Source organism: Pontibacter sp. MBLB2868, assembly GCF_051904785.1.
GTDB lineage: Bacteria > Bacteroidota > Bacteroidia > Cytophagales > Hymenobacteraceae > Pontibacter.
On sequence record NZ_CP196710.1, the window covers coordinates 187,030 to 199,720 of the forward strand.

The window sequence follows — 12,691 nt, forward strand, 5'->3', positions numbered from 1 at the left end:
GAAATTTATACATTCAGAAAAGCCACTTCCATAATGGGAGTGGCTTTTTGTTTTATTAAGCGAGAAACAGCTGATTTCAATCATACCGCCAGTTTGAGCGCAGCGGTAACTGGTGGTTTTACATCATGCCAGTTTGTAACTGGCGGAAGTATAGTCAACTGTTTGGTGCCAGTTACAAACTGGCTTCATAAAAAGCTACAAGTTACGCTGACGCTAAACTTGCAGCATGAGCAGCATAAGCGTAGACACTGGCCCAAGGAATAAATTAGTTGGAGGAGCTACTGTGATCTGCCAGGAGTTTCCGAACCTCCTCTTTATACTTTGGTAGCAGGTCATTTAACCCTCTTTTCCCGGAAGTATAGCTTACCTGTACCTGCTTGTCTCCGAGTTTATAAGCTAATAACCCCTGGTCTGTTTCTGTTAAGTAAAATAACTTGGCAGGATCGGCAGTGGTGGCTACCTGATACGACCGGAAAGTGAAGTCGTTTGTAATGCGGTGCTGGGAGGGAGGCCTGTTTTCGAGGTACCGCTGCGTAATAACAGTATCCAGGTGAATTATGCTCTCTATCTGGGTAATGCTACTGATCTCACCCTTGTCAAACGCCCACCTCTGGATCTGGTGTGGCCCGTACTGCTGCTCACTATAAGCTGTATTGCTAAGATCCATGCCGGCAACCAGGTTAAATAACTGCAGGTCATTTACTATACTTTGCAAAGATGCGGTTTCGGAAGTATTATCGCTGATAAAATAGCTGTTCTTCTGTTGTAGCCTGGCAGCATCTTTCTGAATGTCCTGCTGCAGCATCAATTCTCCTGACCCGGCAAGTAAAAATGAAAGCAGAAGGGGAAGTAGGGTGTTTAGTACCATCATGTTACTGTTTTATACTTTATACTTCTCCTTCTCAAATGTTGTGCTAGAAATTAAAGCGTAGAATTGTCAATTACGGTCCATTTGATGTTGCCGTTGTTAACCTCATACTTCAGAAGCATATAACCACCATTATGGCCATCTTCATAATATGCCAGCGCATAGCGGTCATTCAGTATACGGCTGTCACGGATGGCCATGGTACCGCCCAAAACGCCTTCTGTAGGAATAAGCTTGCTTTGCTTGCGGTTCAGGTCATTCATCAGGTCCGACTCCGGGTTCTTCAACCCTTTTCTCTGAAGTCGTTTTATGTCGCTTTCGCTCAGCGAGCCTAACTCATCCACAAATGCAGCTCCACCCGGAGGTGTCATGGTCATGGTATCGGCCGGGAGTAAAAAGTTTTCTGCAGTGTCTGTCTCCGCTTTTTCCTCATCAAGCTCTCTGTCTATTTCTGCTACTGCATTATCTGCAATCTGAAGCCTGCTTTCGGCCTCATTTTTTTGCCAGTAAAAATATAGCGCCAAAAATAAAAGGATAGCGACAAATATCCAGGGTAAAAGACTTTTCATAGAATTTAGGTTAGTGGTAGCTGCTCTTATTGGAGCAACACTGGTTTATACTTCTAATATTAAAAAAAAGATATGTGTAAAGCTACGCATGACAAGGAAAGCAATCATAAAAAGAGAGCCTGCTACAATTGCTGTAACAGGCTCTTATTCTAAATCTGAAGATTATTTATTAGATCGTCTGGTTAACATCAAAGTTCTCCAGGTAATCAGCCACACGTCGTACAAACATGCCACCCAGTGAGCCATCTACAACGCGGTGGTCGTAAGAGTGCGACAGGTACATGAAGTGACGAATACCGATCAGGTCGCCTTCCGGTGTCTCGATCACAGCAGGCTTTTTCTTGATAGCACCAACGGCCATGATAGCCACCTGCGGCTGCATGATGATTGGCGTACCCATTACGTTTCCGAAAGAACCTACGTTAGAAACAGTGTAAGTGCCACCGGCAAGATCGTCTGGCGTAAGTTTATTATTACGTCCGCGGTTTGCCAGGTCATTTACTTTCTTGGTAAGGCCATTCAGGTTTAGCTGGTCCGCATTCTTGATATTTGGAACGATGAGGTTGCCGCTTGGCAGGGCTACTGCCATGCCTATGTTGATGTCTTTGTGACGAATGATTGTACCCCCGTCTACCGACACGTTGATCATAGGGTAATCTTTGATCGCCTTAGCAATGGCATCGATGAAGATAGGAGTAAAGGTCAGGTTCTCACCTTCGCGCTTCTTATACTCATTCTTCCACTTATTTCTCCAGTTAACAAGGTTGGTAACGTCTGCTTCTACAAAAGAGGTAACGTGCGGAGAAATGCGCTTGCTGTCCACCATGCGGTCAGCGATCATTTTGCGCATACGGTCCATCTCGATCAGTTCTACGTTGCCACCATAAGAGGCAGCAGGTTTTACCTGAGGCGCAGCTGCTGGTTGTGCGGCCGGAGCCTGTACCTGTGGCTGAGCCTGCGGTTGTGCAGCAGTCTGTGGAGCGGCGGCAGCTTGCTGCGGCGCATTACCACGACTCTGTAGGTATGCCATAATGTCTTTCTTAGACACACGACCTTCACTGCCAGTGCCAGGCACATATTCCAGTTCCTGCATCGAAATTCCTTCTTCGCGGGCAATATTAAGTACCAACGGAGAGTAGAAGCGGCCGGAAGCTGGCTGATCTAATTTAGAAACAGATGATTCACTTGTAGCGGATGCAGCAACCGTTTGCTGCGGGGCAGCCTGCGGAACGGCAGCGGCAGGAGTTTCAGTAGCAGCAGGAGCAGCTGATCCGGTGTCTTCTCCGTTTGTGGAGATAATGGCAATAGGAGCTCCAACAGCTACCACATCACCTTCGTTTACCAGGATCTCCTTTAGCACACCGCCTTGGATAGCAGGTACTTCCGTGTCCACTTTATCTGTAGCAACTTCCAGTACCGACTCATCCTGCTCAATGGTGTCACCCACGCTCTTAAGCCATTTCAGAACGGTACCTTCCATGATACTCTCACCCATTTTGGGCATAACCATTTCTACAAGTGCCATATTTTTTAGTTGATCGTTTTTTTCAAGACGAATGATGTTAGACATAAGTCACAAGAGAGCCTGAAAACGCAAGGTTTAAGGAAGGAAAACAATCTCCTGCACCTTGTGTCTTGCTGCTTGTGTACCCAATTTGCAAACAAAGTTAAGCAATTTAGCCTATTCCTCAAGAGTTGAGATTAAACTTTGGCGCACCAGGTTCAGCACAGCCATCGCAGTATACTCAATGTTCAGGAGCCTGTCTTTGTTAAAGTTGAGTAGCTTGGCTTCGGTTTTGTCTTTGTCAGCATACGCGATCCAGATAGTGCCGACTGGTTTATCGGGCGTGCCGCCATCCGGACCGGCAATGCCACTTGTGGCTACGCCTATATCGGTCCTGAATTTCTGACGCACATTCTCGGCCATCTCTCGAACAGTTGCCTCACTTACGGCTCCATGCTGCTGCAGGGTTTCAGGTTTTACATCAAGCTCCCGGATCTTTACCTCGTTGTGGTAGGCAATTATGCTGCCCTGGTAATAAGCAGAACTCCCGCTTATACTTGTGATTTTATGGGCTAGGTAGCCTCCAGTGCAGCTTTCGGCAGTAGCAATTGTCAGGCCGCGCTCTTTAAGCAGCTGTCCGATCGCCTCTTCTAATTTAATATCTCCCAAAGCGAAAATATACTTCGGAATGATAGGTAGCAGCTTTTCGACCTCTGCCTGTAACTGCTGCTCCAGCAGAGCTGCGTCGTCGCTCTGCCCGGTCAGACGGAGGCGTACCCCGCCCAGGTGCGGCAGGTAGGCCAGTTTGATGTGCGCAGGCAGGTTTGTTTCCCAATTTTCCAGTTTATCGGCCAGTATAGATTCCGGTATGCCTACTGTCTGTACAACTTTATGAATGATATGCGGTGTTTTAAAATGAGCTTTCAGCTGAGGAAGTACAATGTCAGTCATCATACGCTTCATTTCAAAGGGCACACCGGGCATAGAGACATATACCTTTTCATCCTTCTCAAACCACATACCCGGTGCAGTGCCGAGTACATTTCGTACAGGCGTACAGGCTTCAGGTAAAAATGCCTGCTGGCGGTTCAGTTCGGTTACCTTACGGCCGCGGGCTTTAAATATCTCTGTTACATCGGCCAGAGAGGGCTCATGAAGCTTTAGGGTAGTATGAAAGTAGCCGGTTAATACGGTTTTGGTAAGGTCATCTTTCGTAGGCCCAAGTCCACCTGTCATTAATATAATGTCTGCCCTGGTACTGGCATCATCCAGTGCTTTGATAATGTGCTCTGCGCTGTCAGAAATAGAGGTGATCTGGTTAACCCGAATGCCGATCCGTGTCAGTTCCGTACCCATCCAGGCAGAGTTCGTATCAACGATCTGGCCATAAAGAATTTCATCTCCAATGGTGATTATTTCAGCAATAACAGCTTTCATATATATTTTGGTCTGATTTATGCGTAGGTCATTTAAACTGATTCAAGTTAAAGATGTTCTTAACGATATGAAAAAACTACTTTACACTTCTTTTATAGCTGTAGCTCTCGGAGCTTCTGCCTGCACGGCAACCGATATTCAGCGTACTGTGGATGGTGTGCTGGCCGGTACTGGTACTCCTGTAACCCGCGACGAAGTTGCTATGGGCCTGAAACAGGCGCTGGAAGTTGGGATTAAAAACGGTTCCTCCCAAGCCTCGCAGACAGATGGATTTTATAAAAACTCTCTGATCCGGATCCCGTTCCCGGAGGATGTGAAGCGTGTGGAAAATACGCTTCGTCAGGTGGGACTGGGAAACGAGGTTGATAAATTTGTGCTTACCCTGAACCGTGGTGCCGAAGATGCGGCTAAAAGTGCCGTGCCGATTTTTGTGAGTGCCATCAAGCAAATGACCATTGCAGATGCATGGGCTATACTAAGGGGAGATAAAGATGCTGCCACGCAGTATCTGAAGCGCACTACATCACAGCAACTCTACAATGCTTTTAATCCAGTTATGGTAAAATCGTTGGAAAAGACGAATGCCACAAAATATTATGCTGATATCGTAAACCAATACAATAAAATTCCGCTTACGCAGAAAGTAAACCCTGACCTGGATGACTATGCAACGCAAAAGGCCATCGAAGGGCTTTTTACTTTAGTTGCACAGGAAGAAGCAAACATTCGTGAAAATCCGTTTGCCCGTACAACGGAACTGCTGCGACGTGTGTTCACGAAAGAAAACCAGTCTTAGACTAAAAGCCTCTCTACTTATTGTGGCACCCGCTTTACTTATGTAGTAAGGCGGGTGCTTTTTTTTGTGGAACATAAAGGCTTGAATAAAAGTACAATACACCAAATCGTACAATTCCCCAGGATTAATGTGTGGGGTATGCACTACTGTAACTGACACTGCTATGGAAAACAAACCTTTTAAGTATAGCCCGATCACAAAAGAGAAAGACCTGGATGTGCTGATCGAAGAGATTGGGGATGCACGTGTAGTGATGTTGGGCGAGGCCTCGCACGGAACATCAGAATATTATACCTGGCGAACGGCTATCTCCAGGCGTCTGATACAGGAAAAGGGGTTTAAATTTATAGCCGTAGAAGGTGACTGGCCGGAATGCTATGCTGTGAACCGGTTTATTAAAGGATACCAGAACTCCGGAAGTAAAATTGCCGATGTGTTACAGGTATTCAGACGCTGGCCAACCTGGATGTGGGCTAACTGGGAGGTAGCTGCTCTCATAGAATGGATGCGTGATTACAATCATTTACAGAATATTGATGCAAAAGCCGGGTTCTATGGCCTGGATGTGTATAGCCTTTGGGAGTCGTTGGAACAGATCGTTAAATTTTTAGAGAACAACGACGGCCAGGCAATAGAGGCGGCAAAAATAGCGATCAATTGTTTTGAGCCGTTTAACCGTGACCCCCAGACTTATGCGCAGGCTACTGCTTTTGTGCCTACCGATTGTGAGAACGAAGTGGTGGAAATGCTGCAGCGGATACAGCAGCACCGTACCTTTACCGATGATCCGGAGCATGACTTTAACACGAGGCAGAACGCTTTAGTGGCCGTTAATGCGGAGAAATATTACCGGGCAATGGTGCGGGGCGGGGGTAGCTCCTGGAACGTACGCGACAGCCACATGATGGAAACCCTGGACAGGTTGATGGAGTTACACGGGCCAGAAGCGAAAGGAATAGTTTGGGAACATAATACCCACATCGGAGATGCCAGCTATACAGATATGGCAAGGGACGGGATGTTTAACATCGGGCAGTTGGGCCGGGAGAAGTATGGCCGTGAGCAGGTAATGCTGGTTGGTTTTGGTACTTATCAGGGCAGCGTGATAGCTGGAAAGGCCTGGGGGGCACCTATGCAGAAAATGGATGTGCCGCCGGCTGTGCATGGCAGCTGGGAAAGCATGCTGCATGAGATGAACTCTGATGATAAGATTATCTTCTCAAAAGACCTGAAAGAGGTGCCAGAACTGAAAAAGCAGATAGGGCACCGGGCTATTGGTGTGGTATACGATCCGAAGTATGAAATGTATGGCAACTACGTTCCTACTGTTATTCCGGAGCGCTATGATGCTTTTATCTACTTTGATGAGACTGAAGCGGTGCACCCGCTGCACATGAAAATCCGAGGTGGAAAAGAACCGGAGTTATACCCCTGGAACTACTAACAGGTTTGTGCTGAAGGCAAACACGGGCATTTTTTAGTAACAATGGTCAGACAGTAAAAATGCGCACACTCAAAGAGGATGCGCATTTTTACTGTCTGACCATTGCTGAATCAGATCTCACTCACTTCAAACATAAAGTACTTTTATAAAGAGTCGGATTTCAGTAAAGTAAAGGAAGCCTCCTGCACATCGCGTGAGTTAGGGCCCACAAATACTTTAAAGTCTCCTGGCTCCCAACCATAAGTCAGGTCGGCACCCCAGAAAGCCAGATCGGCTGGGGCCAACGTAAAGGTTACTGTCTTTTTTTCACCTGGGTTAAAGGCCAGTTTCTGAAATTTCTTTAACTCTTTTACTGGTCTTGTAATGCTTCCCACCAAATCGCGGGTATAAAGTTGTACTACTTCCTCAGCAGCATAATTACCAGTATTTGTTACATCAATACTTACCTGCAACTGCTCGCCGGCAGCAAGTTTGTCATTGCTGATTTTCAGATTATCATACTTAAACGTAGTGTAGCTTAAGCCATAACCAAAAGGGTAAAGTGCTGTATTGGGTACATCCCTGTACCTGGATTTATAAACACGCTCAGAGCCCGGTTCAGAATGATCTCCTTCATAAGCCCGGCCTGTTTGTTTGTGGTTGTAGTATAAAGGAAGCTGACCAACTGCTCTCGGGAAAGAAACCGGAAGCTTACCAGATGGCACATATTCGCCAAACAGCACACTTGCTGCTGCATTTCCTGCTTCGGAGCCTAAAGACCAGGTTGCCAGGATAGCCGGAATATTTTCGTCCAGCCAGGTAAGTTCTAATGCACGACCACTACTTACCAATGCAATGATCGGCTTTCCGGTTGCGTGAATGGCTTTTACCAGTTCAAGCTGGTTACCTGGCAGTGTTATGTTTGCTCTTGAGGCACCCTCACCGTTCATCACAGCACTTTCGCCGATAGCCATAATTACTACGTCAGCTTTTTTAGCTGTGGCAACTGCCTCATCAAATTTCGCTTTAGAGTCGCTGTAGAGCTCGCAACCTTGTGCGTAACTAACTTCAGCGCCTTTTGCATATTTCTTTATACCCTCCAGAAAAGTAACAGGGTGCTGTGCTTCCCCGAAGAAAGACCAGGTGCCATTCATGTCTTCTTTGTTATCTGCCAAAGGACCTATCACGGCAATTTTCTTAGCTGTTGAAGCCTGGAGGGGGAGTAGGTTGTTCTCATTTTTCAGGAGTACGATAGATCGCTGGGCCATTTCAAAGGCTGCCTGCAGATTTTCCTTGGACCGGACCTGTTTCTTCTCAGTCTTAGGATTGCTGTATAAGTATGGATTGTCGAACAGACCCAGTTTAAACTTTAACCAAAGCACCCTGCGTACTGCGTCATCCAGGTACTTCTGATCAACTTTACCGGATTTTACAAGTTTTGGAAGTTCCTTCAGGTAAATTTCTGCCATCATGTCCATATCTGTACCTGCTTTAATAGCAAGTTCACCGGCATGTGCGCTGTCTTTTGCGTAGCCATGTGCGGTCATCTCCAGGATGTTCTGCCAATCAGAAATAACAACGCCTTTAAAGCCCCACTCATCGCGTAGTATCTGGCGCATTACTTTATTGTTAGCTGTGGCAGGTATGCCATTCAATTCATTAAACGAACTCATCAGCGTAGCTGAGCCTGCATCGAGTGCAGCTTTGAAAGGGGGCAGGTATGTGTTGCGTAGCTCGTACTCAGAGATATCCACGGTGTTGTAGTCGCGGCCAGCCTCAGCCGCTCCGTAAGCCACAAAATGCTTTACGCAGGCTGCAATGGTCAGCGGGTCAGACAAATCTTTGCCCTGGAAGCCTTTAACGCGGGCAGCTGTTACTAAAGACACCAGGTAAGGGTCTTCGCCTGCGCCTTCCGCTGTTCGGCCCCAACGGGCATCACGGGCAACATCGGCCATAGGTGCAAAAGTTAAACTTATACCGGAGGCTGCAGACTCTTTGGCTGCAATGCTGGCGCTTCTTTCTATGGCTGCCAAGTCCCAGCTTGCAGTTTCGCCCAGAGGTATAGGGAATACCGTTTTGAAGCCGTGTATAACATCAGCGCCTATTAATAATGGAATACCTAACCGTGATTTTTCAACTGCAATTTTTTGCAGTTTACCTGTATATGCAGCACCATGTATGTTAAAGATGCCGGTTATTTCTCCTTTGCGAATGGCTTCGTTAAAAATATCAGACTCAGACGTTCGTACTGTAGGCCCTGTGTTAAACAGGTCTCCAACCACAAAATTTAACTGACCAACTTTTTCCTCCAGCGTCATTTTTGCCAGTAGTTTTTCTACGCGTTGGTCTATGGAATCTTTTTTTTCACCTCGCTTAAAGGAGGAAAAAAGCATCGTTGTTCCGAGCACTGCCAGGAGCAGGAGTGGTATAAAGGTCTTTTTCATGATCTTTAGGTATAGTTTAAGCGCCCTATAACCAAATTGTGGCCAAGGTTATAAGGTAGCGGTACAATTTTATATCAGTTAATCAAAACTTTTTTAATGATAATGCCACTCGGAGTGTACAGGTGGCAGAAGTATAAGCCGGGTGTGGCAGCTGTTCTCACTTCTATGGCATCGGGTACTTTTTGTGAGAAAATAGCACCTGTTTCTTTGCCTAAAGCATCGAACAAATAGGTTTCATTCACTTTTATACCTGGTTTTAGCTGAACCTGAAATTCTCCTGAACATGGGTTAGGGTAAATGGTGACCAGGTCGTCGGAAAGCTTGCCTTTTATACTTAGTAAATTGTCGGAGCTTGCAACAAGGTTAGAGAATCCTGAAGTCCCGTCGCCGTTTACTGCTTGTACTTTATACACATAGCCACCTTCCGGCGAAACCGGATCTGTGTATTCGCGGGTGTTGGCTGACACAGTCATTAATTCTTCAAAAGGCCCGTTCTGGGAGCGGGCGCGGTAGATCTTAAAGTTGGTTTCATTGGCAGCATTGTCCTGCCAGTTAAGTTTTACTGTGGTAGTAGTTTTTGTGAGGCTGAGGTGTGAGGGGCGGTTAGGAGTTGTGGGTAATCGTTTAAGCACAAAGAATTGATCAATCCAAAATGAGTCTGAGCCTGGTGAGCCAAAGATGCCATAATCAACCAGTAGCCGGATCTGCTTTACCTTGGTTCCGTCAATTTGTCCTGAGCCTGTTCCAAAAAGTGTACTGTAGTCGAAAAAGTATGTATAAAACTCGCCATCATCGATGAGAGGAGTAAGGGTAAATACTTTACTGGTTCCTGTTGTATTTCCGGCGGCATCCTTTAAATCAAATCTTAAAATAACAGTGCCACTTTCATTCTTTGTCTTGATGGTTGCAGCAAAAACAGGATAGCCGCTCATATTGAGCGGCTCTGTTAAAGTGTATACTATCTGTGGTAGTGCATTTGGGTTAGTAATCTGGTAATCAACTTTAAGGGCACCGTTGGCTTCGTTTAACACAAAGTTTCCTCCACTGCTTGAGAGTTTTGCCGTTGATCCAGAGCTAAAGTCTTCTATCAGAAAGACTTCACCCTCGGGTGTTTGGGTCACATTAACGTTAAGCGTCTGTTGGTACACCTGGCCATTCAGTTCCATATGTACCCGGACTGCTCCTTCCTTTTGTCCCCATTTAACTTTTATTTCAGAACTGCCAGCACCACTGGTAACAGTTGCACCCTCAGGAACCTCCCAGGTATAAGTAGCACCTGTCACCTGGCTGGCCTTGAAGATGAGGTTTTGAGCGTCAGGTGTAACCGTTGTTGGGCCACTTAATTTAAATTCTTTGAAGCCTTGGTATACGCGCACATAATCTACTTCAAACCGGGCTGTGGTAAGCGCAGGATCTATTCCATTTTTCTGTCCATTTGTCTCATACCTTGGGTCGCTGCCAAAGCCGCCACCCATTGCCAGATTTATAATAATAAACTGCGGATCGTTAAATGGCCATGTAGCAGCGTCTTTATTGACAGGGGTATAGGTATAAAACAGGTTGTTATCTACAAAGAACTTTATAGCCTCTGGTGTCCATTCAGCGGCATACACATGGAAGTTGTCAGCGTAATCGCTTACCAGGGTTGAGTTGGTATTTACTGTGTTACCATAGCTGGAAGGGGTGTGCAATGTTGCGTGTATCTTACCCGGGTCACGTGCTACATGCTCCATTACATCTATTTCACCACAAGCAGGCCAGCCCTTTGTATTTATACTTTCACCTAACATCCACAAAGCAGGCCAGGTACCCGATCCTTTCGGCAACTTGGCCCTGTACTCAATGCGGCCATAAGTGAAGTTATACTTGCCTTGTGTTTTTATGCGGGCTGATGTCCAGGCTCCGTTGATCTTGTTTGCCTCTATTACCAGTAGCCCGTTGCTACGACGCACGTTGCTGCTTTGGCTTGTATAAGACTGTACTTCGTTATTTCCCCATCCACCTTGGCCAGTACCCAGGTCATAGCTCCAGTAAGCAGGGTTGGGAGCGCCTTCACCCTCAAATTCATCGTTCCAAACCAACTCGTTAAAGCTTGTGCTTTGCGAAAAAGCAGGCAAAGCGCAATTGAGCAGGATGAAAGCGGATATGGCTTTGTATAAAATATGCATATTCAGAAATTTAAGCAGCGGCTCACTTGCTGTATGCACATAAGCCGCTGCTTTTTAAACTAATTAAGGGAGGAGCTGAACATCGTCAATATAGAAGATACCAGGTATGAAATTACCCTCGCCACCGATCTGGATCACAATGCGGTCCAGGTCTTTACGGGCAGCAGCACTACTGAAGTCGAATGTTAATTCTACCCATTTGTCAAGCTGGTTTACCTGCTGTTTCACTTCTACCTGACTTACCCATGGCTGTCCGTCTTCTGAATTTTGCAACTTTACAGATACCTGCTTTAACAGGTTCTTATTTGCCCAATCAAAACCTGCCTGCGTAACATAATCATTATAATTAGGCATAAATACCTTTAATTTGATTTTGTTTTTAGTCGTCAGATCCATTTTGTGATCCAGTGTTAAAAAGAGGTTTGCAAAAGCAAAAGCCTCACCTTCCTTCTTTATATACTGGCCAACTTTTGCAGACGTATTGCCCGCCAATGGTGCAGGGTTGTCGTATGTATCGCTAAACGTAAGTTGGTCTGTTTGCCAAACGATATTACCCGGTGCATCAAAGTCATCTTTTAAGTCAATTGCTTCTTTGTATGGCTTAACCGGTTTTGGTACTGTATATCCCTTTGGCACCAGGCGCTGATACCAGGCAAGGTCTCCGTTCTTAGAGTCAAGCTGACGTATATAAAGCTCATTCTCGCTTAATGCCAGTATTTCGTATTTCGATACGCCCGTGTAGTAGCCTAAGAAACCTCCGTTCGAGATCATCAAAAACTTCTTGTCCCCTTCTTCTACAATAGACCAGGTCAGGCCGGTTTTAGGTTGATAAGATACTTTTTGATCTCCATTGGCAGGGTCACCACCTAATGTAGCGGCATGTGCACCGTTCACGAAGGTATCTCCGTTGTTCTTGTAGGTATATGATAAACCGTTCAGGTTGAACGTCATTTCATCATCGTATAAGCCCAAACCAGCTTTCTCGTTAGCAGCGGCTTTATACCACTCCGGGTTATCTCCTGCTACAGGGCCAACACCTAAGTGTCCGGCTCCTTCTTTGTCAATCACCCAGGTTTTGCCTTCCAGCGCATTGGCTCCGCCAGTCAGGAAATTATAATCCGGACGATCAAGCATTAGCGGGTTTGTATTGGCGATGGTAACCTTTTTACTGTTAGCGGCAGAGCCACCACTGGTATACATGGTCAGGGTAACGGTGTAGTCGCCTTTTAGCGGGTATTTACCTGTTACCTCCATGCCTGTAGCTGTTTCGCCATTGCCTAAGTCCCATACGGCTTTAAAGCCAGGCGCATCTGCCTTAAAATGGATAATATTAGGGTTATTGGCATCAGGCTGCGTGCTGAACTGTACTTGTTCGGAAACTGGTGCCGGGCCAAGGCTTCCGTCTTCTTCCTCGCAACTGCTTAGTGCAAGAGTGAAAAGCAAGAGGCTTGCGATGTATGATAGATATCTTTTCATGATAAG

Annotated in this window: 9 protein-coding genes; 2 read left to right on the plus strand and 7 right to left on the minus strand. The window is 46.1% G+C overall.

Annotated features, from left to right (window positions below; all coding sequences use genetic code 11):
• Window positions 1–265: 265 nt before the first annotated feature.
• The 4 genes from ACSX1A_RS00880 to ACSX1A_RS00895 form a co-directional block, all read right to left on the minus strand.
• Window positions 266–871: a hypothetical protein gene (locus tag ACSX1A_RS00880; protein ID WP_439881715.1), complete on the minus strand. Its 606-nt coding sequence runs from the start codon at window positions 869–871 to the stop codon at window positions 266–268.
• Between the two features lie 50 nt (window positions 872–921).
• On the minus strand, window positions 922–1,437 hold the full coding sequence (locus tag ACSX1A_RS00885; RefSeq protein ID WP_439881716.1) for a hypothetical protein: 516 nt from the start codon (window positions 1,435–1,437) through the stop codon (window positions 922–924).
• Window positions 1,438–1,606: 169 nt separating this feature from the next.
• Complete coding sequence (locus ACSX1A_RS00890; protein ID WP_439881717.1) at window positions 1,607–2,962, minus strand: dihydrolipoamide acetyltransferase family protein; 1,356 nt, start codon at window positions 2,960–2,962, stop codon at window positions 1,607–1,609.
• Between the two features lie 156 nt (window positions 2,963–3,118).
• Window positions 3,119–4,378, minus strand: coding sequence for a competence/damage-inducible protein A (locus tag ACSX1A_RS00895; RefSeq protein ID WP_439881718.1), 1,260 nt, complete (start codon window positions 4,376–4,378; stop codon window positions 3,119–3,121).
• A gap of 67 nt (window positions 4,379–4,445) precedes the next feature.
• Here ACSX1A_RS00895 and ACSX1A_RS00900 point away from each other — a divergent pair, with 67 nt between their 5' ends.
• Window positions 4,446–5,174: a DUF4197 domain-containing protein gene (locus ACSX1A_RS00900; protein ID WP_439881719.1), complete on the plus strand. Its 729-nt coding sequence runs from the start codon at window positions 4,446–4,448 to the stop codon at window positions 5,172–5,174.
• 163 nt (window positions 5,175–5,337) lie between these two features.
• Window positions 5,338–6,618 carry an erythromycin esterase family protein gene (locus ACSX1A_RS00905; RefSeq protein WP_439881720.1) on the plus strand — a complete coding sequence of 427 codons (1,281 nt, stop codon included), beginning with the start codon at window positions 5,338–5,340 and terminating at the stop codon, window positions 6,616–6,618.
• 143 nt (window positions 6,619–6,761) lie between these two features.
• Here the strand turns inward: ACSX1A_RS00905 and bglX are convergent, their stop codons facing one another.
• The 3 genes from bglX to ACSX1A_RS00920 form a co-directional block, all read right to left on the minus strand.
• A complete protein-coding gene (bglX, locus tag ACSX1A_RS00910) occupies window positions 6,762–9,041 on the minus strand; it encodes a beta-glucosidase BglX (RefSeq protein WP_439881721.1) in 2,280 nt (759 codons plus the stop codon).
• A gap of 74 nt (window positions 9,042–9,115) precedes the next feature.
• On the minus strand, window positions 9,116–11,209 hold the full coding sequence (locus ACSX1A_RS00915; protein WP_439881722.1) for a family 16 glycosylhydrolase: 2,094 nt from the start codon (window positions 11,207–11,209) through the stop codon (window positions 9,116–9,118).
• Between the two features lie 63 nt (window positions 11,210–11,272).
• Window positions 11,273–12,685, minus strand: coding sequence for a PKD domain-containing protein (locus ACSX1A_RS00920; RefSeq protein ID WP_439881723.1), 1,413 nt, complete (start codon window positions 12,683–12,685; stop codon window positions 11,273–11,275).
• Window positions 12,686–12,691 lie beyond the last annotated feature (6 nt).